This is a genomic window from Bartonella sp. AP3QHHD (assembly GCF_042195765.1).
Classification (GTDB): Bacteria; Pseudomonadota; Alphaproteobacteria; order Rhizobiales; family Rhizobiaceae; genus Bartonella.
The window spans coordinates 94,339-119,087 of sequence record NZ_JBHIPC010000089.1 but is presented as its reverse complement, the minus strand read 5'-3'; the positions used below and the strand labels follow the sequence as shown (position 1 = coordinate 119,087).

Genomic DNA, 24,749 nt, shown 5'->3' with positions numbered 1-24,749 from the left:
ACGTGGTTTTCCTAAAAGAGCGCGTGCTTTCATACAAGCCTGTAAATCAACATCTAAACCAAGAGCCGCTGCATATTTCAAACAAATATTGATACGGTTAAGTGCTTTTCGCTCTGTGTCTGCTTTTTCATGCCAAAGGGGTGCGAGAACATTGCGAATGATATTGGCTGTTAATTTTTCTATAGGTAAATTACCTATGTGTGGAATCACGTGCAACTCTAGTGGAGAAAACCAGCGGCCGTTTTTACCTTCATTTTTCAACTCTGCTTTTTTGCTTTCAAAAGCCGCTTTTGCAATTTCTTGAAAAATATTGCTTTGCTGTTTTAAAATAGTCTGTTCTCGAAAGACAATAGGATCATTGCCTTCTTTAAGAATATCACTATAATATCTTGTAAGCTCACGCGCTTCTTTTAAAGAGAGTTTTGTAACAGGACCAAGTCCCATTTCACGGCGCTTATTGTGGTGCGTATAGCGAAAAAACCAAGAGCGTGTATTGTCTTTTCAAACATTCAACCACAACCCTGCCCCGTCACAATATTTACCCTGCGGAGACGTCTTTACGAATGATGCTGATAACCGATGAATCGCCCTCACTTAACGTCCCCTCTCGTCCACCTTTTAGACCACCTTTAATTTCTGATTTGAGATTTTTTCTTTAATACTTAATTTTTTATTGAATCATAAAAAGCTATAGACATCAATACGCCCTTACACATCTTTATATACTTTGAATCTTATTGCTAAGCCCCTGCTTGCCGGCATCCGGCACCACCTTTTGTTTTAATGTATTGAAATATATATATTTTTTATTTAATTATCTGTTTGAAGATTACCTTCTAGGGTTTATACGATTTTATCTAATCTGTTGTTATTTGCTCCGTATTTTTCTCTGGAATAAATGCTAAAGTCTCTTTCTTTCTCCACCTCACTGCTCTCCCTAGCTTATATGGCTCCGGCCCCCCCTGAAGCATCTAATGGCGAATCGTTGTTGTGGATATAATAAAAAGCTGTGCACACTCACGTATTATTACATATCTATTGCCATCATCAAATATCATCTCATTGCCTTTTTATTTTTTATGTTATGTAAATGGGCTGGGATGCTAGGAGGAGAGAGATTCCTATATTTTCAAGCAGCCTTTTGTCAAAATCTTTTGTGTCTCTTGTGCTATTGCCTCTAAAAATATTTCAATAGCTTGATTGATTTGTTTAAGAGGCTGCTGGAAACGTAGCCAATACAACACCAGACAAAGATGATACCATTGGACCCGAACGCCCCACCAAATGCTTCATATGAAAAAGAAAATATATGAAACTGAACTACTTGTTCAAATTTATTACAGTACAATATTCTTAAAAAAACTATCAAATATCATTGGTCTATATATTGAATATGCTCCACTAATATATTGTTTCATTTGGAAACAGACTGCAAGAGAGGGGAAATATCCATTATGTTTTTATGTAACAGTTTATTTGAAATCCTTCATAAAGGTATTTTTTAATGAAATTAAGCAATTAGGAGAAAAAACAAAGAATAATTAAATTAACTATAGATTTTTTTATTAAATATGTATAACACGTTATGTATATGCTTTATTGATTCTAAGATAAATTTTAGATGTATAATATTAAATTATAATGTTTTTTTGTTTTTATAAAAAAATTCTGTGGTGCAATTTATGAATTTTGAAATTACTTAAAAATCAACACCTAATTATTTCATTAATTATTATGTCTCTTATTTTTTGTTAAAAGTGCTTTTTGTCATTGGAATTATTGAAGTTTTTTGAAGTAAAGTTCTTCTAAATCATTCTAGATCAACTGGTTTATGAGTGAAATCTATCTGATTATAAATGGAATTATTATAAAGTTATTGTCTTTAGATGGAGATCAATTGCTGCAAAATGAATAGTATTTAGCATAATCTTTATTCAAAAAAATGATATGGATCTTAAAATAATCCACTATGGATGTTTTGAATTTATTATGCCCTTTCGCTGTTCTGTTCTTAAAAATGAGTAGATGTAAGTTTTTAATTCATATCCTGCTTTGTGTAGTTTTTTATAGGTAAAAATAATGCGAAAAATATCAAAAGAAGGGCTTGTATTGATTAAGCAATTGGAAGGCTTACGTTTATCAGCTTATGAAGATTCTGGTGGTGTCTGGACAATTGGTTATGGACATACAAGTGCTGCTGGTGCCCCAAGCGTCCACAAAGACATGCAAATTACGGAAAAAGAAGCTGAAAAAATCCTTTGTCAGGACTTGAGGGAGTATGAAGCTGTTGTTGAAAAAACCGTTACCGTTCCTTTAAACGATGAACAATTCGCGGCATTAGTATCATTTTGCTATAATGTAGGAATCACAGCATTTCGCAATTCTACACTTTTAAAAAAGCTTAATAAAGGTGAATATGAAGCGATACCAACCGAATTGCAAAAATGGACAAGAGTAGGAGGAAAACGTATCCAAGGTCTTGTCAATCGCCGAGCAACCGAAGCAGGTTTGTGGGCAAAAGGAGCTCATGTTGCCCCCAATTATCATGTAGTAGAACCAGAAGGCGTAACAGGTATTTGCAAAGTAGAAGCTCTTGCACCAATCATAGGTTCTTTTTCAGGGCTTGGAGGTCTTTTTGCAGGAAATGGTCCTGTTCAATGGGTTCTAGCAGGCATTATGGTTTTAGCTGCTTGTACGGCTATGATATACATTGCTAAACGTTTTCAGGAACACCGCCTATGATTTTATGGATAAAAAAATATCTGACAATGACGTCAGCGCTCATAGCAGCTTTTCTTATAGCTTTAGTCAAAGCCTTTTTTCTTGGGAAAAAAGTTGAGAAGCAAAAGCAAACAAAAGAAGATTTCAAGATAGCGACAACACGGCTTGAGGTAGAAAATGAAATTAATAAGAAAAGTGATGCTGATGTGCGCACTAAGCTTTCTAGCTGGTTGCGCGACGAATGAACGAACTTCTTGTATTGGATGGCTTCCAATTTATTTGAATCGACAAGATATCAATGTCATTAGTTCAAATTTGGCGAGAGATATTTTAAAACATAACAAACAAGGTGAACGTTTATGTGGTTGGAGAGATAAACGGAAAATAAAGTGATAAAAATATAATTCCTCTGAAACATCAATCAATGAAAAGATTTGAAAGAGGTGGATACATTCAGATTAAAAGTAAAAGCACTTAAAGGATTAAAACACTCTGGTGGTCGATTAGATTTAATTAGAATGACTGAGATGTCTGAATTGAAACTAAAGGATTCAACAGATTATGTTTGTGTAAAATGATTGAGTCTATTGATGTATTCTAAGGACATCTTTGTTATCCTATCAAAAGAAGATGAGAAAAGATTTTATGGATTGCACTACTATCGTCGTTCAAAGAACTGATCATACACAAAGGTTCTGTTTTCAACAAAAATAACATCTAGGGGCTGGCATGCTTGAAGAAAAGCAATCTACGGAGCTATATAATGAATAATGGTAAGGCTTTTATGTGATTTGTAAATGATGTTGTTTCAGCTTCCTAATTATAATAATGATGTTGACGATAAGGCAAATACTTTCGCACTATATCTGCTTTTTCATGCTAAAGTGGCGGGAAAACATTGTGAATGATCTTGGCTGTTAATTTTTCTATAGGTAAATTCCCTATGTGGGAAATGACATGCAACTCCAGTTGAGAAAACCAACAACCATTTTTGCTTTTATTTTTTAACTTAGCTTTTTTACTTTCAAAAGTCGCCTAGCAATTTCTTGAAGAATATTGCTTTACTATTTTAAGATAATTTTTTCCTGAAATAAAATCCTTCTTTTAAAATATTACTGTAATATCTTGCAAACTCATGTACTGCTTTTAGAGAAAGTTTGTAATAAGACCGTGCTTTTCACGGCTTTTATTGTGATGTGTATAACGGAAAAGTTAAGAGTGCGTATTATCTTTTCGAACATTCAACTACAATCTATTTCATCACAATATTTATCTTGAGAAGATACTTTTACAAAGATACTGATAATCTATAAATCGCTCTCCCCTAATTTACCTTCTCGCTCATCCTTCCATGCATTGCCCGTCCACCTTTTAAACCACCTTAAATTTTTGATATAAAATTTTTTCTTTAATTTTTATTTTTTATTGAATCATAAAAATGATATGTCTCAATCTCACTTCTATGCATCTTTATACGCTTTGATTCTTGTTTCTAAAGCCCAGATTGCCTACATATCGTACTGTTTTTATATTTTGATAGAAATATCTTCTATCAGTTCACTTTTTTCAAAAGATTCTGAAAGGATTCTCAAAAAGTCTGCAAAGTTAAAGACTATTTAATACGTATTGTTTCTTTTTTAGAAATCAAAATTGGTGATGCCCCATTCCTTACCAGCAATTGTGTTATTTGCAGAGCAGTCTGTATAAGATAGTGTAACCTCTTTTATAAAGTTAACTAAAGTTTTTTGAATTTCTAGCATATTGTTTAAAGACAAAAAACTCCCTCTTATTATGCAAGCAGCTTAGACATCGGCTGATAATCCTCCCGCTTATAAAAATCCTTTCTTTAATAACCTTCAAAACCACAATTAAAGTGGTGAAAGATAAAACAAGATTTTTAGGCGATCATAACGCACAATAAAATCAGACTAGTCTAAATGTTCAATGCTAACACCTGCTAAACAGTGGAAAATAAGTTTTAGCACGCATTCAAATTGGAAAGGCTTAAGCCCCCCGCGCGCTACGATGGTTTTCTACTCTCATCGTACGATTTACATTCCCTCTAAAACTTAATCGCTGTAAATATAAAAATCTTGAAGCCCGTTCTAAATCCGTGAGAGTTTCTGGATCTTGCTGTATTAAACGTTGAAATTCCTCACAACTGCTCATCTGAAATGCTAATTTTTTCATAAAAGGACAATAGTGGCGTTGTAACATCCCTAAAAAGTTTACGACATAACCTGAGAGATTATTGCTGATTTCAGGGGATAGAATCAATTTCTGCTCAAAGAAAATCTCACCCATACCAACAAAAAGGTTTAATCTACATGCCATGAGGAATGTTCTCAAATAATTTTGATATTTTTTGATCAAATTTCTTTTGCCACCAATATCGGCAGCAACTGGTGTAGAATTAACAAAATTATAATTTTTTATCTTAAAATGTATCCATCATTTTTTACATTCTTTCATCTATCTTAGCCTTCTTTTCACAGCTTCAAATGATACAAAGTAACTGCAATATTAAGTCGTTTTGCATCAAACAAATTTCTCGCAAACTATCCCTATTGACTAGATGACAATCCATCTTCTGTTTAAAGAGAGAAAAACTTTTCTTTTTTATTCAGCGATAAAGTAAATATTATCCAATTACTTACGAGTAGAAATTCGATCAAATGGAAACTGTAATTCTTTCTACTCTGAGTAATCTTGTACCCATTTATATAGGTTTAGGAAAGCGTGCTGTTATGAATATTCATAAAAATGCTTCAAAAATTGATATCAGCAAAACTTCTGTTTAAAAAAGGAAAAGATGTTCTCCTACTTGCTACCGAAGAAACTGTTCAGATTTGTCTTGATGTTGCTGAAGAGCTTCAAAAAACATGAAGTTATCCCAACGCTTACAAGTGTGCCAACAATTCAACTTTGAGATAATAGATCAGTGCTAGAGTTATGCCAATCTCACCAATCTGTTGTTGTCTGTGAAGAGCATAGTATCAAAGGAGAAGCTTGGAGATGCAATTGTTAAATCGCTTATGGAACAAAACATTCTATGCCAATTTGTATCATTAGTCCCCCTACCATCACCATCTGCAATAAAAACGAACTGGATCTTTAATAAATTATGCAATCAATAGAGAAAGCATAAACAGTGTTAGCAATGACATACTATACAAAAAATATTCAACTGCTTCCTAATATGTTCGCCAGTTCAAAAACATCATAACTCATTGAGGATGCAAGGAAATAAGAAAGAAAAGCACATTAATTCACGCAGTCTTGCTCTCAGTAAACGAGCTTTTTTAAAGATTGTATGGGTATTTTTTTCATTGCTTAAAAATGTACTCCATAAAAAAATATCATATCCATATAATATATTACCAAATAAAATTAATATAAATAATATATAGATTATAGGAATATTATTTATTAGATCCATTTTTTATTATAATTATAGCTTTTAATAAATACATATTGACATTTTTAATAATTTTATTTATATATCATAATTAATATTATTCTATATTAAAATAAAACTAAATGAAGCTTATAAATTTACGTTTTATGCTAATGTGGGAAAGAATTAATTAACATATTATATTTTTATATATAGGAGGGAAAAATGCTCACAGCATTATTTATAGCTATTTTTTCTATATCAACAGTTGTTTTACCTTTAATATCAGCGCTTGTTCCTTTTTATCCGTAGAATGAGCTTTTAATAAAGTAAGTAAAAGATGTATGCAATGTTATTAGTGTTTTTTTTGTGTTTATTATTATTAAGATTTTTGCGTTAATTATTATTGTATTTACGGAGTATTATTTTAGTTACTGAGTATTTTCTGTATTTTTATAGAGGAGCTTTTTGATCTTTTCTATTTAAATTTAACTGTCAACATATTTGTAAAATATATAATTATGCTCCTCTATAAAAAGACTTTCTTTTTCTGAAAGCAGTATAACATATTGCTTTCATTGCTTAAAAACATCTATATTTACTAAACTCTTGCGTGTAATATCTTTGATTGTCTGAGTACCGGTCAGTGTCATAGCTACCCGCATTTCATTGGCAAAAAGATCAAGGAGATGCATAACACCTTTCTTACCTGCTGCTGCAAGCGCATAAACAAAAGCACGGCCAATCATAACAGCATCCGCACCTTGTGCTATCATGCGTACAACATCAAGACCAGAACGAACACCTGAGTCCGCTAAAATAGTCAAATGATCCTCTACAGCATCCGCAATTGCAGGCAACGCTCGTGTTGTTGATAATACACCATCAAGCTGACGTCCGCCGTGATTAGAAACAACAATACCATCCGCACCAAATTTTACTGCTTCTCGTGCATCTTCTGGATCAAGAATACCTTTCAAAATCATTTTTCCTTTCCAAAAATCGCGAATCCATTGTAGATCATGCCAACCAATTGATGGATCAAAATTTGCACCAATCCAACCAACGTAATCATCCAATACAATTTTCTTTTTAAGATAAGCAGAGACATTTCCAAGATCATGAGGGCGCCCCATAACACCAACGTTCCAAGCCCAATATGGATGAGTCAAAGCTTGTAAAAAACGACGTAAACCAGCATAAGGACCAGACATCCCCGAATGCGCATCACGATAACGTGCACCAGGAACTGGCATATCAACTGTAAAAACCAACGTGCGTACACCAGCTAACCAAGCCCGTTCTAGTGCATCACGCATGAAACCGCGATCTTTGAGAACATAAAGTTGAAACCAAAATGCACCTCCAATCGCTTCTTGCACTTCCGCAATGGGACAAACTGAAACAGAGGATAGAGTAAAAGGAATCCCTTTTGCCGCTGCGGCACGCGCTGCTTTTACCTCTCCACGACGTGCATACATGCCCGTTAGCCCAACAGGCGCAAGTACAATCGGTAAATCAAGTGTCTGATCAAAAAGCTTGATTGAAAGATCAACTTCACCAACTTGCCTTAGAATCCTTTGACGCAGTGCAAGAGCTTGAAGATCTTTACAGTTACGTCGCATCGTTTCTTCAGCATAAGCCCCACCATCAATATAGTGAAAAAGAAAAGGAGGAAGACGACGCTTTGCTGCCTTACGATAATCAAGTGTTGAAGAAATAATCATTGATGGCACCATTGTTCCTAAATAAAAAGAGAAGATATCCTAAAACGCATAAAAGCGAATCCGTGTACCTTCCTACTCGATATTCTCCCAAAACGCTCTATTGAATAGATAGAAGCAACAGAGATTGCAACTTTCTAAAAAAACTAATTGATAAAAACAATGTCTTTATTTCTCCTATCCAAATTTAAAATCTCACAGTATGAAGTATCATTAATAACGTATCTACTCATATATTCTTCATGTGCAATTAAAATGTTATACTCTCTTTAAAGCAATCCCTCTTCAAAAGCGATTGCTCCGTAGCTTAATTAGTTATAATTTAAAGTTGCTTCTCCCTCTAAAGGTCCTTACATTATCAGTTATTAAGAATATAGAGTGTCATTAAGTATAAACCATAATCTCCCCCAAAAGATGAAAAAATCCTTTATTAATACTGGAAATAAAGCTGTCGCATACATGCAGAAATCTTCTTATATCAATATTCAAAACTAAGATCTGTTACTTATTCATGCATAGTGCCTAATTCACATAAAGCATAAAAACTTTTAATGTTCATACCAATAGAAAATCTTCATATTTAATTGAATAATTTTCTAGCAATATTATATCTTGAGGCTATAAATGAGTTACTAAAATTAGAACAATGTTTATTGAAAATAATTGTTACTAAACTGGAGTGAAAACTTATTTATTAACTCTTAAGGATAATTTTTATACGGAATAAAATATACTGGTTATTACACTCTAGAAAAATTGAGTCAATTGCAGCATCCAATCTCGCATATTTACTTTGAAAAGTGAGTAGCTACTGTTATATTGAATTTTATTAACCTATTGATTTATTATAATAATAAATATGAATAACATATTGAATATAGTAAATTTTGTCATGATGAAATAATCAAAACTATTCTTTTGCACATCATAAAGGGAGTTCGTATAGATAGAACCTCTTGAAAAAAGAAGTAAAAATGCCTCTCATACCCTCTCAAATGCAAGAGATGAAATAACCTTGGAAATTAAAAATAGAATGCATGACGCCGGTTTTGCGAAGCACAAAATTTTTTTTATCTAAAATACGCTTTCTGCATACATGTTATCAAAATTCGTGGTTCCCAACTCATTTAAAATGCTTGGACAACTTTAAACCCTGTGCTTGATAATGTGATCCAACATCATGTCCATAAAGGGTTGATGGTCGATTAAGCATATGCTCATAGACCAAACGGCCAATAATTTGACCATGCTCTAAGATAAAAGGAACTTCATGGCTCCGCACTTCTAAAACCGCTCTTGCTCCTTTTCCACCCGCCTCCTTATGCCCAAATCCTGGATCAAAAAAGCCTGCATAATGCACCCTAAACTCGCCAACTAAAGGATCAAAAGGTGTCATTTCTGCGGCATAAAGCGGCGGCACATGAACAGACTCTCGTGAAACTAAAATGTAAAATTCATCAGGATCAAGAACCAACTCCCTTTGACCACGATCAAAAAGAGGTTCCCAAAAATCTAAAACGTGGGCAACGGCACGTTTATCAATATCAATAACACTTGTATGATGTTTACCACGATAACCTATAAGCCCGTTTTCGTCTCCCTTTAAATTAATGGAAAGACCAATACCACCAACACTAATATTAGGAAAATCATCCGATATCAGTGTTTCTTGCCTTTGCAAAGTGTGCAACTCTATTTCATTTAAATAACTTTGCCCTTTTCTAAACCGAAGCTGTGATAAATGTGAGCCTGTATGCACCAAAATTGGAAATGTGCGTGGACTAATTTCCAAATAAAGTGGACCATGATAACCAGCACAAATTTTATCAAATTCCTGAGCATTATCCGTAATGACACGTGTAAAAATATCTAATCGTCCTGTAGAACTTTTGGGATTGGCAACAGCAGATAAGAATTCTGGTAAAGCTAAACTTTCCAAAAGAGGAACAATATAAACACACCCCGTTTCCAAAACGGCTCCGTCTCGTAAATCAAACTCATGCAACTTTAACCGTTCAAGCTTATCCAAAACTTTTGTATCAGGTCCCGGCATAAAAGAAGCACGTATACGATAAGCTTTCTCCCCTAAACGAAGATCAAGACTTGCTGGTTGTATTTGAGATCTATCAAATGGATACTGAGCCTTGAGAAAGTTATTCTCAATCAAAGCTTGTATATCACTATCTGCTAAAATACCGCTTATACGCGCCATATATATTGCCTTCCCTTTTTACATTGTTTCTTTTTTTGACCTAGATGATAAATTGGTGCAAGCTATTTTAAAGTGATAAAAACTATTTTTATGTTTTTTCCAACCGACTTGTTAACATAAAATAAAATAGGAGGTATTGTAAAAATAATACCTCTCATGCTCTCTTATTCTTGAATGTCGCGCAAATGATGTTATCATAATTTTCTATAGAACCCTTAAGTTTCCTGTTAGAATTTATTATGATTATACGCCATCTTAGCGAAAATATTATTAATCAAATCGCCGCCGGTGAAGTTATTGAACGACCAGCAAATGTTGTCAAAGAACTTGTTGAAAACGCTATTGATGCTGGTGCAACACGCATTGAAATTATTACAGCAAATGGTGGAAAAAATTTTATAAAGGTGAGTGATAATGGTTATGGAATTCCTGCAGATCAATTAACTTTAGCAGTTTCTCGCCATTGTACCTCAAAGATTACCGATGACGTACACAATATCTGCTTCCTTGGATTTAGAGGAGAAGCCCTCCCCTCTATTGGTTCTGTTGCTAAACTTAAACTCATTTCACGAACAAAAGATGCTGAGAGCGCTGCTGAAATTTCCGTTACTGCAGGAAAAATTGTAGGACCCAAACCAGCTGCTGCGAATCTTGGAACAATTGTTGAAGTTCGTGATCTTTTCTTTGTCACGCCGGCACGATTAAAATTTATGAAAACTGATCGGGCTGAAACAAATGCTATTAGCGATATGATTAAGCGAATTGCTATCGCATTTCCACATATCCGCTTTTCTCTTTCAGGACTAGACAGAACATCTATGGAATTGTCTGCTACAGAAAATAATATTCAAGGACAATTACAACGTATTACGCAGATTATGGGAAAAGAATTCGCCCCTAATAGCATTGCGCTGAATGCTGAACGCGAAGCGGTGCGCTTAACAGGTTTTGCCTGTTTGCCATCTTTCAACCGAAATAACAGCCTTCATCAATTTGCTTATGTTAATGGACGTCCCGTGCGTGATAAATTTCTATGGGGCGCTATCCGAGGCGCTTATGCTGATGTCATGACACGAGATCGTTATCCTGTCGCTATTCTTTTTATTGACCTCCCACCTGCTGAGGTAGATGTTAATGTTCACCCAGCCAAAGCTGATGTACGATTCCGTGATCCAGGATTAATTCGTGGTTTGATTGTTGGAGCTATTCGTGAAGCATTGCAACAATCTGGTATTCGTCCTACTTCAACCCGTTCTGAAGCAATGCTTGCTGCATTTCAAACACAACAATCATTGGCACAACAACCATTAGTCAGTTTTAAGAACACTCACCAGTTCTCTTCTTACAGTTCACAACCTCATCATTTTACCAGCGCTTCAATGGTCCAAAAACCATTGGATAGTACTCACTCTTTTGATTTAAAAGAAGATGCCGCTCCTATTATGGAGGGCTTAAATACACCAAGTGGGGATGCATACATTCCAAGCACGACATCTTCATCAGAAGAGTTATCTTATCCATTAGGAGCGGCCAGAGCACAAATCCATAAAAACTATATTATCGCCCAAACACAAGATAGTTTGATCATTGTCGATCAGCATGCAGCTCACGAACGATTGGTTTATGAAGCACTCAAAAATGCACTTTATTCCAAACCACTTCCTTCACAGTTATTACTTATTCCTGAAATTGTAGAACTCTCTGAAGAGGATGCAACATGCCTTTTAACGCATAAAGATGCTTTGCAAAAATTTGGATTAGGAATAGAACCATTTGGACCAGGAGCAATTGTTGTGCGTGAAACACCTTCCATGTTAGGAAAGATCAACGTCCAAGCCCTTATTAAAGATCTCGCAGATGAGGCCGCTGAGTATGATACAACAAATAATTTAAAAGCAATGCTTGATTATGTTGCAGCAACGATGGCCTGTCACGGCTCAATACGGTCAGGGCGCCTTTTACGCCCCGAAGAAATGAACACACTATTACGACAAATGGAGGCAATACCTAATACAAGTACATGTAATCATGGACGCCCTACTTATATTGAACTCAAATTGGCAGATATAGAACGGCTTTTTGGCAGAAAATAAGCCCTGCATCATTTTTACAAGAAAAATATTTTAAAATTAACTCTCGACTTTATAATACATTTTATGGCACTTTTCTTGAATCTCTTGTATCAAGTAAGAAGGAGTTATAATGTTTCCCAATGGTGAACGCGAAGCAAAAATTCATTATTCTAATAACGGATATGACATTATAGAATATGGTACCTATACCATTTGTGCTGTTAGCGGGCAAAAAATCCCTATAGATGATTTAAAATATTGGAATCATCACCGCCAAGAAGCATATGCTAGTTGTGAAATCTCCTATCAGCGCGAACTTGAGTGCAACCCATATCTCAAGCAATTGTTAAAAACAAAAGAAAAATAACCCCTCGAAAGCTATAAATTTAGCTTTTGCCTTTTAGACAAGAAAATTCAAGGGAACGTTTTCTAAAGCGGGTCATGACCTCTTCAAGGACCATACGACAGAAGTCTTTTTGAACAAAATCGACATTCACATCAAAGATAATAAGATTTTTCAAATCTTTTTGCATGTGAATTGTCTGTATACGGGTATAATCTTTAGCTGTTGTTGCTAGCCATAAATTGTGCATTTTAGCCTTTTGTATAAGGCTTTTTAAATTTTTATCTGTGAAAAAATAGTGGTCTGGATATATGTAAGTTTGCACCACATGACCAGACAATTCTTTAATAGATTTAAAAAATTTATCTGGATTGCCAATACCAGCAAATGCCAAAAATGATTTTCCTGAAACCTCATCAGAGGCACTGGCTTTAAGATGAGCACGATATAAAGGCTTTCCAGTACGCGAAACAAGAAAAGCGACATTATCAGGCGCATCGGAGTGACCAATCAATAAAACACTATCCATAAAAGAAAACTGCGTTTTTAATGGTACGCGCAAAGGTCCTGCTGGAAAGACAGCTCCATTACCAAAACCGCGCATCGCATCAACAACGAGTAACGCATAATCCATATAAAGACGGCGACTTTGAAATCCGTCATCCATTAAAATAAGATTACATCCCTCTTGTTTAAGCCGTTGTGCCGCTGCATAACGATTAGGTGATACAGCTACAAAAGCATGCCGTGCAAGTAAAAGTGCCTCATCTCCAACACTATATGGAGTATCATATTTTTCATTTACAAGATGTACCCCTTTAACTGATCCACCATAACCACGAGATACAATACCAGGTACGAAACCAAGTTCTTTAGCCACTTTTGTAAAAGCAATAACAACCGGCGTTTTACCCGCACCGCCACATGTAAAATTTCCAATACACAAAACTGGCAGATCAATCACGGGAGGCTGTCTTGTCATAAAACGACTTGAAAAATAACCATACCCCCATGAAACTGGAGCTAACACAAAACGCAAAAAGCTTTTATTTTTCCACCAAAAACGAGGGGCGCTAATATGCATATCTACCCTGACGCTGACGTAAACCTGTTTGTATTACAAGGGGTTGTAAAAATGGATCTAAAATCTTTAATGTGCGCTCAAATGCACCTGCCATACCTGTCGCCACTTCATGAGCCTTATCAACCATTTCTTGCCGCAATGTTTCATTTGTTAAAAGCTTATACACCTGAATAGCAAGCTGTTTTGTATCTTGAACCATATATGCTGCATCATGCGTTAGAAATTGTTTGAACATCTCTTGAAAATTTGAAACATGAGGCCCTGTCAAAATAGCGGAACCAAGCAAAGCCAATTCCAATGGATTGTGTCCACCATTTCCACATAACGATTTACCAACGAAAGAAACTTTCGATAAGCGAAGAAAAAGTCCCATTTCTCCAATGGTATCTCCCCATAAAATATCGGTATTCATGTTTGGAACAGCGTCTCTACTCCTACGAATAAAACTTAACCCCTTATTATCGCATTTTCTGATAAGATCTTCTGAACGTTCAGGATGACGAGGTACAATAATTGTTAATAAATCTGGCAAATAATTTTTAACAATTTTATGGACCTCAAAAGCAATCTCCTCTTCCCCTTCATGCGTTGAAACAGCTGCCCAAACTGGGCGATTGCCGATAGCATTACGATAACGTGCAAGCAATTCTTGATTTTCAACCAGAAAAACATCAGCCTTGAGATTACCAGAAAACGTAACAGATTTTACGCCAAGTGTATGGTAATAAGCTACATCTCTTTCATTTTGACCAATCGCCAAATCAATATCCTTAAAAATATGTTTGGCAAGAATACGTCGTTTTTGCCAAGCTTTAAAAGAACGTTCAGACATATGGGCATTAACCAAAATCTGCGGAATACGCATTTTTGCAAGTTCTTTAATACGAAGAGGCCAAATTTCTGATTCACAAATTAAGACGAGATCAGGCTTCCAATGACGAATAAAACGGCGCACTGCAAAATCTAAATCCAAAGGAGCATATTGATGAATCAACCTATTACCAAAATATTTTTTCACAAGAGTAGAAGATGTCACCGTCCCAGTTGTCATTAATACATTGATTTCCAATGATAAAATATAATTTATAAGTGGAACAAGTGCAAGTGTTTCTCCAACACTTGCTGCATGCAACCAAACTAACGAACCTTGGGGGCGTATATGAGAACTTTTACCTAAACGCTCTTTTTTGCGACACCACTCTTCTTTTCCACGAATAGCACGAAAGAACAAATAAAAAGGAATAACAGGACATAAGCAAAAACCAATCATCCGATAGCTTAAAAGAGCCGTATGTGCCTTTAATTCTACCATTTAAAATCACCTCATCCAGCTATTTTAAGATATCTATATACTTATTTTGTTAAAAAATTCATCAACTCTATTGGTTGCATCCATATTTTTTAATATCATCCATATCTTAAATAAAAAAAGCTTAATCCATGAGAAAATTCAATACATATACACATTATTTAAATCTCTTTTAATTAAATTTTGTAACTTATATCGATTTTATCACTTCATTCTGCACCCTATAAAAAATCTTACTCAAAAATAACAAAACTACATTTCAGTCGATTATAATTTTTAAAATATAAATGATAAACCTATGACATAGATTGTATCAATTTTTTCAACTCACTTGATTTTAATGAGACTTTGAATTTTGCACGTTGGTATTTTAGAGAAAAAGCTTATTTTTACATATGTTAGGTATTGTCAATTTTTCAAAAAATAACCCATATAGACATTACAACCTAATATAAATACAATAAATAAAATGTGTTTAAAAGAAAGATCAATCTCTATTATTTCATTTCAATAAAATGAATATGTCAAACTAATCTTAAAAAACTTTTGAATAGTATAGAGTTCTCATTTTAAATTGTGATATAATCTCTTAAAGGTAATCCAGAAAAATCTAATCTTGTTTAATAGAGAATTTCTTAAAAGTCTTAAAGCAATTTAAATAAGAGTTTTCAAAATTTTAAATCCTCTCTTTTCAGGAGGTCGCAATGATATATTATTCCTTTTAAGATTGTATATAATCAACACAAAATGGTTAACTTATAGATTGTAGTTTTAAATGAGTACTCAAGAAACCCTTATGAGGTAAGTTAACTTCATAAATCTATTTAGTTTCTTTAAGTTTCTAATTTTGGTAAAGTTTCTAACGACTTTCATGGTTTCTAAGCTTATAGTAATAACTCGTTGAAAAAATTCCAATAGATAAGTAACGAGTGCTAATAATCTCAACAGAGTAATAATTGCTATCATTAATAATGCTACTCTTTTTATTAATCTTAACGCATTAGTGTCTCATACCCCATTCAAAAGCAGAGTGACTATTCACAATATAATCATAAACTTCGAGTGATAGCTGTCATGATAATATTGCTGTTGTAAATAGGTTGATAGAAACTGTCTTGCATTTTTATTAAGCGTAAAGATGGTGGTGCAATAATGGATTTTATACCTTGCACGGACACTATTATGAAATGGGCTTGGGTGCTTTGGGAGATGTTTCTTAAAAAATATATGAATTTTAAACAACAAGCATATTCTTTTTTACGGCATTCTATTTTACCCGAAGAACGTACCTATGAAAAGGACGACTAAACAAAAGCATGAAGCAATCTACAGGTTATAATAACCAAATATTCAAGCTTTATTCTGCATCGCCTAACTCAGCATCAAGAAACTGATGCAAATCTACAATGTAATAACGTTGTAATGCATTATCTACACTGCTTTGTGCTTTTGCCTGCCATGCTTCTTGAGCGGATTGATAATCTGAGAAAATACCAACCACATCTAAATCATCAGGATTCTTAAATTGATTACTGTTAAGATTTTTTAATTCCCCACCAAATACAAGATGTAAATATTGTTTTTTTCCTTTGGTTTCAGTCATATGTGCCTCCATATCATTTAGATTATTTTAGCGCGCTTTTACGTGATTAAACTAACTTTGTTTGACGAACAACATCTATCATATCTTGACAGCAATTATTTTTACCAGCAATTAAAAGTCCATACTGGTAAGGTTCAATTCCATAAGATAGTAAAGGGGCATCAAGCGATAAAAAACACCCTCCACACTCCTGCAAAATAAGATCAGCAGCGGCAATATCCCATTCATGACAATTTGGACGAACTAATACGATATCAATTTCATCTTGAGCAACAAGAACAATACGATAAGCAAGAGAAGGAAGATAATGATAAAGACTGACTTGATTGAGAAAATCATCTGGTAATTTTTGTGCGAGCGATTTATCAAGTGAAATTTTATATTTTCGATGAACCTCAAAGGCTAAACGAGGAAGTTTTATCCCATTTAATGTTGCCCCTCCACCCGTTACAGCTGTATAAACATCTCCTTGAGCCGGACATTGTAGAACGCCCACAATAGGACGCCCATTCTCAATAATGGCAACCGAAATACACCAATAAGGATTGCCAGAAAGAAAACCACGCGTTCCATCAATAGGATCAACAACAAAAGAGCGCTCATAATAATCTTGTTTTTCTCGATTATCTTTTGTTTCTTCTGAAATCCATCCATAATTTGGACGAGCTCCAAGAAGCCTCTCTTTCAAGAAATGATCAATAGCAAAATCTGCTTCACTAACCGGGGAATTACCTTCTTTAATCCAGACATCCAACGTGCATCCAAAATACCGCATTGCTAAATCTCCTGCCTCTCGACAAATGTCACGCAAAAGATTTAAATCAGAAGAATGATGCGTGTTATTTTCCTGCAAGTGTCATCCCTTCAATTAACAATGTTGGAGCAGCTGTACTATAACGCCGATCAATATCATTGGCAGGTGTTAAATGTGCTAACATATGAAGCAAATCAGAACCTAGCGTTACTTCACTTACCGGATAAGCAATTTCACCATTTTCAATCCAAAAACCGGAAGCTCCACGACTATACTGACCAGTAATAAAATCAATGCCATGACCGAATAATTCGGTCACATAAAATCCATTTCGCAAATCTTTTATCATATCGCAAGGCGATACTAAACCCGGTTCAATAGCAAAATTTGTACTGGTCGGCTGCACTAATGATGCCGAACGCATACCGTGTCCATTTGTTTTAAGTCCCAATTCACGTGCTGTAGATGATGAAAGAAGCCAATTTTTTAAAATACCATTTTCAATAATATTGAGTGTTTGCCCCTCTACCCCTTCTCCATCAAAAGGATGAGAAGCATTTCCACGTAATCGCAAAGGTTGATCGGTTACATTAACATTAGGCTTCATCACTTCCTTGCCTAGGAAATTCTGTAAAAGACTCGTTTTTCGAGCCACAGAGGCTCCATTGACCATAGATGCGATATGCCCTGCAATTCCACGAGCCGTACGCGGATTAAAAATAACATCAACGCTCCCAGTCGCCGCACGAACTGCCCCCAAACGTCGAACAGCACCAAGCCCTGCATTCTTTCCCACAGTTTCTGCTGCCTCTAAATCAGAAAAATGTAAGGCTGTTGTATAATCATAATCCCGCTCCATCTGTGTTCCTTCACCTGCAAGAGCACTACAAGAACGTGAAAAACAACTTGAGCGATAGGCTCCACAAAAACCATCGCTGGTCACAAGAATAAACCCACTACGGCCATAAGCTGTTGCAGCGCCACCAGAATTGCTTACACCTTTAACATCAAGAGCTGCTGCCTCCGTTTTTAAAGCATCTTCTGTTAAAAAATGACTGCTGGGTACAAAATCATCAAAAAGATCAAGATCTTTAGGATACTTAACCAAACACTCTTTATCTGCCAAACCTTCAAATAAACTATCGGGAGAAGCTTTAGCCATCGCAACAGCACGTTCCGCAAGTTCTTGCGGATAAGATCCTAAATTAGCAGAAACACTTGCTACTTTTTTTCCAACAAAAACCCTTAGAGTAAAATCATTGCTCTCTGCTGCTTCTGTCGATTCGACTTTCCCAAAACGAACTGATACACTGGTAGAATGAGCATGAACAATAACAGCATCAGCAGCATCTGCCCCAGAACGCTTTGCTGCTTCAACCAGCGAAACAGCTTTCTCAATCTGGTTTTTATCAGTCATTATAGACTCCCTAAAATATTTTATTATTTACATTGATAAGCATTCTGACAAATTTATACAAATCAAAATATAACTCTTGTGTATTGATTCATAAGATTATGCACATTCATGCATTCTTTTTCTTTTAATGCATTAAATCATTTTCCTTTTAGCTTCTTTATGAAAAGACGTAATATGCCGTATATGCCGTAAAATCTCTTTAGTTTCAAGATTTCTCATGGGCCCTTATCATTTTAGGAGCCAAATCTCCACTGACAATCAAATCAACAGAACAATTGGCAATTAACAAAAGTCTTAGCAATAACACTTGAATTTAAGCCAAAGTCCTCAAAAATTCGAAAAGTATAAAATGATCTAAATCACAGGTCTTCCTTCCTCTGGGTAGTAAAAAACTTACCTCATATCTTTCCTATAGCATTCTTTAATTTCCAAGAAAGAATCAAGAAAATGCCTTATATTTGTATACACTTCTTTGCTTCTATAAACTCTCTCATAATGAGACGGCACTCTTGTAAATGAAATAAAACTTAAACAGAGTAAAAAATATTTCCTTCCATTATGGTTTCAACAAAATGAGCAGTCATAAACTTCTTTACCCTAATGGACGTAATATCATAAAGAACTCATTTTTTATATTTAAAAGTAATCAAGAAATTATCTTGTAATCTTTCAATAAAATTAACAGTTTGATTTATACTTATAATTTATTGTTTTGTAATTTGTATAAAAAAGCCTAATAGCATAAAATTCTCTTTGTTTCGAACCTATTCATGTTGAGTCAATCACAACTATTTGCGAGCATATCATGAATAAGGGGCATATGAATGAAACCTATTTAAGAAGAAATCAAAATGCCTCTTATGAAGGTTTTAAATGCAAAAAATATTGCAACATTAGAAACAGGAAAATATTATGACGATATGGACCTACATCATAGAGAAGTAATGAACTTCTGAAACTTTCTCATTTTCAATGAAGAGAGCATCTTATAAGCTTTTATATATAAAAAAAATTCAATGAATTTCATAAGATTTTTAGCGCAAAATTAATCCCGTAAGATGCTTTGACACGATTTCAACAGCTAACTAAAACCAAATCATAGCTCATCAATTTGCTATATACTCATAACTAATTTCATTCTAACAAGGCTAAGATTTCTGCACCTTTTTTAAGGTATTAACTTCTTTATAAATGCACCCCCTTACAAGATGCTTTTGTTTTCAGTAAGAGCACGTCTACTCATTTCAATCATTGCATCGCGAAGATATAACTTAATTTTTGATCCAATAATCACTCCAAAGAAAGGAGCAAGTAAGCCATACATAATTACAGTATGACGAATTTTGTTATTGGAAGAACCAGATTTTGTTGAACAAATATATTCATGATTAAAACTCATACGTGTAAAAGGAAGTTTAGCATAATCAGAAAAACAAACATTTTTTATAACTTTATCAAGTGTAAAAGTTACTGTAGGTCCTTTTTTAGGTTTCATTTGGCCTACAGCTCCTACTTTAAAAGCACCAAAAAGTTCTACCCACTCAAGTTCGTGATCCCAAGAAGGCCATTTTGCTACGTCCTCCCATATAGCCCAAATTTGCTCAGCACTTGCTTCTGTGCTAATCTCTTCACTATATATCCATTTAAACATGATAATCTCCCCTTTTTTACAAATTCCTTATCTTTAGTGATAAAGAATAATATAAAAAAGTATCCTTAAAGCTGCACAACGATAAGATACTTAATACTCTCAGATTTACTTAATATGTAATGATTAAATCAACAAGGGATACTACTAAACTAAACACACAAATATTCAGGATAAATGAACAATATTTTCAATACTAAACAAAATATCTTTTTTAAATTTATACAATAACAAAAATAGACGTTACGCATCATATAAGATATAAATGCAGACTGCATAGCTTAAAGCTTTCAACTGCTGATGAAATGTGATGATTAAGGTATAGCAGAAAAAATTAGACAAAAAAGATCATAACTATTATCGAGGAATATATATCCTATTGGAGAAAAAACATCCTTCTATAGTAAAGCTAATAAAAATTCATCAATTCCTTTAACATTAGAATCTTTTATTGATTTTCTGCTTAACCTTTTAAAAACCATATAAAATGAAGAAAACTGTGTAAAAGCATTTTTTCATCCTATCGGATAAACACAAGAACTTTCTCAAGATGTAAGCGATCGTAATTTATAGAGACGTATTGCTGTTTCACCATAAAAACGCTCATCATCTAGATAAAAGACGTCAGGTAAATGAATCATTGTATCTTTCTTTTCTTCAAGTATGAAGAGTGTATCAGCTTTTGCCCACCCTCCTCGCAAAGCTTCTACAAAAGCACGTTCACCTAAACAATGGCTATAGGGAGGATCAGCGCAGATAACATCAAATGGCAGCATTGTTCCAATATTACCAAGTTTGGTTGCATCTCGACGCAAAATCCGCCCTATTGACTGTAATTCAAAGGCTTCGATATTTTTTTGAATTACCCCACGCCCCTCAACCGAGTTTTCAACAAAAACAGCAGCCTTTGCTCCACGTGAAAGTGCTTCGATGCCTAAAGCACCAGTCCCAGCAAAAAGATCAAGAATGCGTTTATTGGTCCAAAATTGTTCTTCACGGCTAGAAAGAATATTAAAAAGGCTTTCACGTGTACGATCACTCGTTGGGCGAATCGACTGATTAACAGGCGAAAACAAAACACGCCCAGCAAATTTACCGCCTATGATCCGCACGTGGACCTCCAAATCGCTTCGAAGTTTTTGCACCGTCCCTATGTGGTTTAGATTTTTTCATAGCACCACCAAACGATTTTACCTTTTTCTTTCTCTCAAAAGAATGCTCATCATGACCACCTTTTATCATTTTCTCTTTATCCTTTAAAAAGCGATCTTTCTTACCAAAGGGATGCGTCTCGTCGTAAGATATTTTGCCATGTTTTTGAACAAACCTTTCCCTCTTCTCTTTGTATGACGGATTTTCTTTTAGTTTTTCCTTGCCTCGATGAAATGATTTTCTACCATCCAAATCGCTCTTATGATCATGCGATTTCTCCTCACTATAGGAAGGCTTTCTACGTGCACTTTGCGGACGTGCACCAGGAGCCATCCAAACATTAGCACGGCGAGAACGCGATAGAAAACGCTCTGCTTTTCCTTCTTCACTTTTCTCCTTCTTTACATTCTCATGAGACTTTGTACTTAATCGTGCGCGACTATGTTCAACAGAACCATCTCTTGGTCGGCGTCGTATCGCCCTTTCACTTGAGAAAACCCAACCATCATTTGCAACAGAAAGATCTTTCTGGCTTTGCTTTTCTGCAACAACTGCAGAATTTGAAAATGGCTTAAGAATAGGAGCATCAAAATCTGCATTGGCTTGCATAATTAAACGCTCACCCAACTGATCTCGTAACATCCGCCCTTTTAACTCTTGCACGGCTCCTTCTTCTAAATCAGAGAGATGAAATGGACCATAAGATACACGTATTAATCGATTAACTGATAATCCCAATGCCCCTAAAACATTCTTTATTTCACGATTTTTTCCTTCTCGCAAAGCGACAGAAAGCCATACATTCGACCCTTGTTCGCGTTCAATTGATGCTTCAATCGAACCATAAAAAATACCATTAATTGCAATACCATTTTTAAGGTTATCCAGCGCACTCTGTTTTACTCTTCCATGAGCACGGACGCGATATTTGCGGACCCACCCCGTTACAGGAAGCTCTAATACACGCGCTAAGCCACCATCATTGGTTAAAAGCAAAAGCCCTTCCGTATTAATGTCAAGCCTTCCAACAGAAAGAACACGCGGCATTCCTTTTGGTAAATTACTAAATACTGTAGGTCTGCCTTCAGGATCACGGTTCGTGGTGACAAGACCTGCTGGCTTATGGTAAAGCCATAAACGCGTTCGTTCTATAGGAGGTAAAGGTTTGCCATCAACTATAATAACATCAGAGCGGCTAACATTAAAAGCAGGCGTTGTCACGACTTTACCATTCACAGAAATACGACCTGCAACAATCATCATTTCTGCATCTCGACGCGAAGCAATACCAGCACGCGCTAATCTTTTAGCAATTCGTTCACTCTCATTATTTTCATTCATTTGCGTTTCAAACCAATCTTTGCAAGTATGTTCAGAAAATTATTCACATGCACCATACCGCTTATCCTGAAAAATGAAGTAGCATAATCATTTATCATTTTCTATCCTTTAACGACAATAATGTATCTGCCAACTTGCAAGTTTGTTTTAAACTCTTAAAAAAAATAGAGGTATTCTTTTCATTATAAAAGCGTAATAAATTATTCATTCCATAGCATTCCTTATCGAGATAACCTTTAGATTTTCTATACCTTCAGTAGAAAGAATATTATGACCTTGACGCCCATGGAAATAGCCCTTTTAGAAGCGCAAGAGGCTGCAAAAAAAGATGAAGTTCCCGTAGGTGCTATCATTACACGTGGAAAAGCTATCATTGCACGCGCTGGTAACTTTATAAAATCTGCATATGACCCTACAGGACACGCAGAAATACGCGCAATCCGTATGGCTTGTGAAACATTGCAAAGCGAAAGGCTTCCTGATTGCGATCTTTATGTAACACTTGAACCTTGTGCTATGTGTGCCGCTGCCATTTCATTTGCACGCATACGACGTCTCTATTATGCAACAAATGATCCCAAAGGAGGTGCTATAGAAAATGGCCCACGTTTTTATCAGCAAACAACCTGCCATCACAAACCTGAAATTTATTCTGGTTTCAAGGAAAAAGAAGCAGCTCAATTACTTAAAGACTTTTTTGTACAAAAGCGATACTAAAAATAATTCTTCTTCCATAACTTTCACTCTTTAAAAACTATCCTACTTCTCAAAAAAGACTGTTAATTCTTCTGATATATATATATAGCAAAAGCTATTTCGAAGCATTTTTTCTCTCTTTTAATTCTGCATATTGTTTCTATTAGATGATACATTCATTCAAAAGAATAATTCATTATTTTGTATATAAAATATAAAGTCCAAAATATCGTAGATATACTCTCATTTCAAATTACATTGAAACAGTAAAAATCTCTTTCTTGCACATCATAAGCGGAATTATCGTCTGGATAAAGAACGTTTTAGAAAAGACTAAAAATGTCTCTTATGAAAGCTCTCAAATGCAAGAATTATCGCAACATTGGAGTCTGTAAAATGAAATGATGGTATCCACTTTCTCCTTCCTAAGCATAAAGTATTGGAGCACAATAGATTTTACGTTATACTATCCACATGAGCAATGTTGTAAAATGAGCTTGAGAAATGTTTCGTGTTAAGGAAACGCATAAGGACTCTCTCGATGCTGTTGTCATATTGCTATTTCATGAGAATACCCCCTCCTACAGCAGCATTATAACTGCGCGCGAATGAGAGCTTGGTATCATAAGTAATTGGAAAAATACTTTACTTTAAATGTTTTGTCTTTTCCCTATCGACCAATAGGTGCGGTTTTTGCCGGTTGGCGATAACTTAAAGGTGGTTCAGTGAGATAGCGACGGTATTTTGAACTTCCAACTTGTGCTCTCTGACGACGTAAATATTCTTGTCGTTGCTTCGCATTCAACTGTGAAGGATTTTCTGAACCAACGCCATTAACTGACGATCCTTTGTGAGGAAAAGGTGTATTTCCTTGATGCTTCTTCGATGCTGCCATTTCATTGACAGATCTATCTTGTTGTGGTACCGGCAAAAATCTGCGTGAACTAGGGCTTGGTATTACAAGTTTTGGATGAGGTTTCATAACAATCTGGCTGCTGTTATTTGTTGGTGTTAATGAAGTGATATTAGCAACATCTTCAAAAAACTGTATTGAAACTGGTTTATTGGTACCATAGGTAGGAGCGGATAAATTGCATCCCGTTAAAACAAAGCACATCCCTAAAATTCCTATTGGAAATATTTTTATTTCACGTTTTCTCACTGCCTATTCCATTTCCTAGGTGTATGGCTGATTAATATTCCCGTTATTTATGAGAGAACGGTCCATACACAAATTTCCCCCCTGCAGATAAAACAACGGAATTTTTTCGTACCA

General features: G+C 35.1%; 19 protein-coding genes and 2 pseudogenes. 7 read left to right on the top strand and 14 right to left on the bottom strand.

The features are described 5' to 3' along the window. Positions 1-594 (bottom strand): annotated as a pseudogene (locus tag ACFIL7_RS07990) (tyrosine-type recombinase/integrase); the annotation flags it as partial. Between the two features lie 263 nt (positions 595-857). Then, positions 858-1,058, bottom strand: a pseudogene (locus tag ACFIL7_RS07985) (helix-turn-helix transcriptional regulator). Positions 1,059-2,079: 1,021 nt separating this feature from the next. Here ACFIL7_RS07985 and ACFIL7_RS07980 point away from each other — a divergent pair. The 3 genes from ACFIL7_RS07980 to ACFIL7_RS07970 are packed head-to-tail and all read left to right on the top strand — an operon-like array spanning position 2,080 to position 3,114. After that, a complete protein-coding gene (locus ACFIL7_RS07980; protein ID WP_375632873.1) occupies positions 2,080-2,742 on the top strand; it encodes a lysozyme in 663 nt (220 codons plus the stop codon). After that, on the top strand, positions 2,739-2,966 hold the full coding sequence (locus ACFIL7_RS07975) for a hypothetical protein (RefSeq protein ID WP_375618608.1): 228 nt from the start codon (positions 2,739-2,741) through the stop codon (positions 2,964-2,966). Before ACFIL7_RS07980 ends, ACFIL7_RS07975 begins: the two co-directional genes overlap by 4 nt. After that, positions 2,899-3,114: a hypothetical protein gene (locus ACFIL7_RS07970; protein WP_375632871.1), complete on the top strand. Its 216-nt coding sequence runs from the start codon at positions 2,899-2,901 to the stop codon at positions 3,112-3,114. Before ACFIL7_RS07975 ends, ACFIL7_RS07970 begins: the two co-directional genes overlap by 68 nt. A 1,611-nt stretch (positions 3,115-4,725) precedes the next feature. Here ACFIL7_RS07970 and ACFIL7_RS07965 read toward each other — a convergent pair. Then, positions 4,726-5,055, bottom strand: coding sequence for a hypothetical protein (locus ACFIL7_RS07965; protein WP_375632869.1), 330 nt, complete (start codon positions 5,053-5,055; stop codon positions 4,726-4,728). A gap of 341 nt (positions 5,056-5,396) precedes the next feature. Between ACFIL7_RS07965 and ACFIL7_RS07960 the strand changes: the two genes are divergently transcribed. Next, the gene (locus tag ACFIL7_RS07960; protein ID WP_375612384.1) at positions 5,397-5,522 is read left to right on the top strand and encodes a hypothetical protein; all 126 of its coding nucleotides are present in this window, start codon (positions 5,397-5,399) and stop codon (positions 5,520-5,522) included. A 1,171-nt stretch (positions 5,523-6,693) separates the two neighbouring features. Here the strand turns inward: ACFIL7_RS07960 and lldD are convergent. Both lldD and ACFIL7_RS07950 read right to left on the bottom strand, forming a co-directional pair. After that, positions 6,694-7,845, bottom strand: a complete 1,152-nt coding sequence (gene lldD / locus ACFIL7_RS07955; RefSeq protein ID WP_375629719.1) for an FMN-dependent L-lactate dehydrogenase LldD — start codon at positions 7,843-7,845, stop codon at positions 6,694-6,696. A gap of 1,120 nt (positions 7,846-8,965) precedes the next feature. Beyond that, positions 8,966-10,054: a 2'-deoxycytidine 5'-triphosphate deaminase gene (locus ACFIL7_RS07950; RefSeq protein ID WP_375612382.1), complete on the bottom strand. Its 1,089-nt coding sequence runs from the start codon at positions 10,052-10,054 to the stop codon at positions 8,966-8,968. Between the two features lie 239 nt (positions 10,055-10,293). Between ACFIL7_RS07950 and mutL the strand changes: the two genes are divergently transcribed. After that, positions 10,294-12,147 carry a DNA mismatch repair endonuclease MutL gene (gene mutL, locus ACFIL7_RS07945; protein ID WP_375634686.1) on the top strand — a complete coding sequence of 618 codons (1,854 nt, stop codon included), beginning with the start codon at positions 10,294-10,296 and terminating at the stop codon, positions 12,145-12,147. A gap of 109 nt (positions 12,148-12,256) precedes the next feature. Then, a complete protein-coding gene (locus ACFIL7_RS07940; protein ID WP_375608064.1) occupies positions 12,257-12,493 on the top strand; it encodes a DUF2093 domain-containing protein in 237 nt (78 codons plus the stop codon). A gap of 19 nt (positions 12,494-12,512) precedes the next feature. Here ACFIL7_RS07940 and lpxK read toward each other — a convergent pair whose 3' ends face one another. The 8 genes from lpxK to ACFIL7_RS07900 form a co-directional block, all read right to left on the bottom strand. After that, a complete protein-coding gene (lpxK, locus tag ACFIL7_RS07935; protein WP_375618602.1) occupies positions 12,513-13,553 on the bottom strand; it encodes a tetraacyldisaccharide 4'-kinase in 1,041 nt (346 codons plus the stop codon). Next, positions 13,543-14,865 carry a lipid IV(A) 3-deoxy-D-manno-octulosonic acid transferase gene (gene waaA / locus ACFIL7_RS07930; RefSeq protein WP_375632859.1) on the bottom strand — a complete coding sequence of 441 codons (1,323 nt, stop codon included), beginning with the start codon at positions 14,863-14,865 and terminating at the stop codon, positions 13,543-13,545. Before waaA ends, lpxK begins: the two co-directional genes overlap by 11 nt. A 1,354-nt stretch (positions 14,866-16,219) precedes the next feature. Next, complete coding sequence (locus ACFIL7_RS07925) at positions 16,220-16,465, bottom strand: DUF4170 domain-containing protein (RefSeq protein WP_375618600.1); 246 nt, start codon at positions 16,463-16,465, stop codon at positions 16,220-16,222. A gap of 46 nt (positions 16,466-16,511) precedes the next feature. Then, positions 16,512-17,318, bottom strand: coding sequence for a 3'(2'),5'-bisphosphate nucleotidase CysQ (locus tag ACFIL7_RS07920; protein WP_375632857.1), 807 nt, complete (start codon positions 17,316-17,318; stop codon positions 16,512-16,514). After that, positions 17,305-18,636, bottom strand: a complete 1,332-nt coding sequence (locus tag ACFIL7_RS07915) for a TldD/PmbA family protein (RefSeq protein WP_375612375.1) — start codon at positions 18,634-18,636, stop codon at positions 17,305-17,307. Before ACFIL7_RS07915 ends, ACFIL7_RS07920 begins: the two co-directional genes overlap by 14 nt. 1,201 nt (positions 18,637-19,837) lie before the next feature. Beyond that, a complete protein-coding gene (locus tag ACFIL7_RS07910) occupies positions 19,838-20,287 on the bottom strand; it encodes a hypothetical protein (protein ID WP_375632855.1) in 450 nt (149 codons plus the stop codon). A 542-nt stretch (positions 20,288-20,829) separates the two neighbouring features. Beyond that, positions 20,830-21,396: a 16S rRNA (guanine(966)-N(2))-methyltransferase RsmD gene (gene rsmD / locus ACFIL7_RS07905; protein WP_375618629.1), complete on the bottom strand. Its 567-nt coding sequence runs from the start codon at positions 21,394-21,396 to the stop codon at positions 20,830-20,832. Next, positions 21,377-22,777, bottom strand: coding sequence for a pseudouridine synthase (locus ACFIL7_RS07900; RefSeq protein ID WP_375634688.1), 1,401 nt, complete (start codon positions 22,775-22,777; stop codon positions 21,377-21,379). The genes rsmD and ACFIL7_RS07900 overlap by 20 nt, the downstream gene beginning before the upstream one ends. Before the next feature lie 270 nt (positions 22,778-23,047). Between ACFIL7_RS07900 and ACFIL7_RS07895 the strand changes: the two genes are divergently transcribed. Continuing rightward, positions 23,048-23,494 carry a nucleoside deaminase gene (locus ACFIL7_RS07895; RefSeq protein WP_375632851.1) on the top strand — a complete coding sequence of 149 codons (447 nt, stop codon included), beginning with the start codon at positions 23,048-23,050 and terminating at the stop codon, positions 23,492-23,494. A 649-nt stretch (positions 23,495-24,143) separates the two neighbouring features. On the opposite strand, the gene ACFIL7_RS07890 is transcribed toward ACFIL7_RS07895, so the two are convergent. Next, entirely contained in the window at positions 24,144-24,635 is a 492-nt protein-coding gene (locus ACFIL7_RS07890; protein ID WP_375612104.1) for a hypothetical protein, read from the bottom strand. Between the last annotated feature and the right edge of the window lie 114 nt (positions 24,636-24,749).

What these genes read in the sequence shown, in the direction of transcription:
- ACFIL7_RS07980 (WP_375632873.1), top strand. Translation starts at nt 2,080, where the DNA reads ATGCGAAAAATATCAAAAGAAGGGCTTGTATTGATTAAGCAATTGGAA.
- ACFIL7_RS07975 (WP_375618608.1), top strand. Translation starts at nt 2,739, where the DNA reads ATGATTTTATGGATAAAAAAATATCTGACAATGACGTCAGCGCTCATA.
- ACFIL7_RS07970 (WP_375632871.1), top strand. Translation starts at nt 2,899, where the DNA reads ATGAAATTAATAAGAAAAGTGATGCTGATGTGCGCACTAAGCTTTCTA.
- ACFIL7_RS07965 (WP_375632869.1), bottom strand. Translation starts at nt 5,055, where the DNA reads ATGGCATGTAGATTAAACCTTTTTGTTGGTATGGGTGAGATTTTCTTT.
- ACFIL7_RS07960 (WP_375612384.1), top strand. Translation starts at nt 5,397, where the DNA reads ATGGAAACTGTAATTCTTTCTACTCTGAGTAATCTTGTACCCATTTAT.
- lldD (WP_375629719.1), bottom strand. Translation starts at nt 7,845, where the DNA reads ATGATTATTTCTTCAACACTTGATTATCGTAAGGCAGCAAAGCGTCGT.
- ACFIL7_RS07950 (WP_375612382.1), bottom strand. Translation starts at nt 10,054, where the DNA reads ATGGCGCGTATAAGCGGTATTTTAGCAGATAGTGATATACAAGCTTTG.
- mutL (WP_375634686.1), top strand. Translation starts at nt 10,294, where the DNA reads ATGATTATACGCCATCTTAGCGAAAATATTATTAATCAAATCGCCGCC.
- ACFIL7_RS07940 (WP_375608064.1), top strand. Translation starts at nt 12,257, where the DNA reads ATGTTTCCCAATGGTGAACGCGAAGCAAAAATTCATTATTCTAATAAC.
- lpxK (WP_375618602.1), bottom strand. Translation starts at nt 13,553, where the DNA reads ATGCATATTAGCGCCCCTCGTTTTTGGTGGAAAAATAAAAGCTTTTTG.
- waaA (WP_375632859.1), bottom strand. Translation starts at nt 14,865, where the DNA reads ATGGTAGAATTAAAGGCACATACGGCTCTTTTAAGCTATCGGATGATT.
- ACFIL7_RS07925 (WP_375618600.1), bottom strand. Translation starts at nt 16,465, where the DNA reads ATGACTGAAACCAAAGGAAAAAAACAATATTTACATCTTGTATTTGGT.
- ACFIL7_RS07915 (WP_375612375.1), bottom strand. Translation starts at nt 18,636, where the DNA reads ATGACTGATAAAAACCAGATTGAGAAAGCTGTTTCGCTGGTTGAAGCA.
- ACFIL7_RS07910 (WP_375632855.1), bottom strand. Translation starts at nt 20,287, where the DNA reads ATGTTTAAATGGATATATAGTGAAGAGATTAGCACAGAAGCAAGTGCT.
- ACFIL7_RS07900 (WP_375634688.1), bottom strand. Translation starts at nt 22,777, where the DNA reads ATGAATGAAAATAATGAGAGTGAACGAATTGCTAAAAGATTAGCGCGT.
- ACFIL7_RS07895 (WP_375632851.1), top strand. Translation starts at nt 23,048, where the DNA reads ATGACCTTGACGCCCATGGAAATAGCCCTTTTAGAAGCGCAAGAGGCT.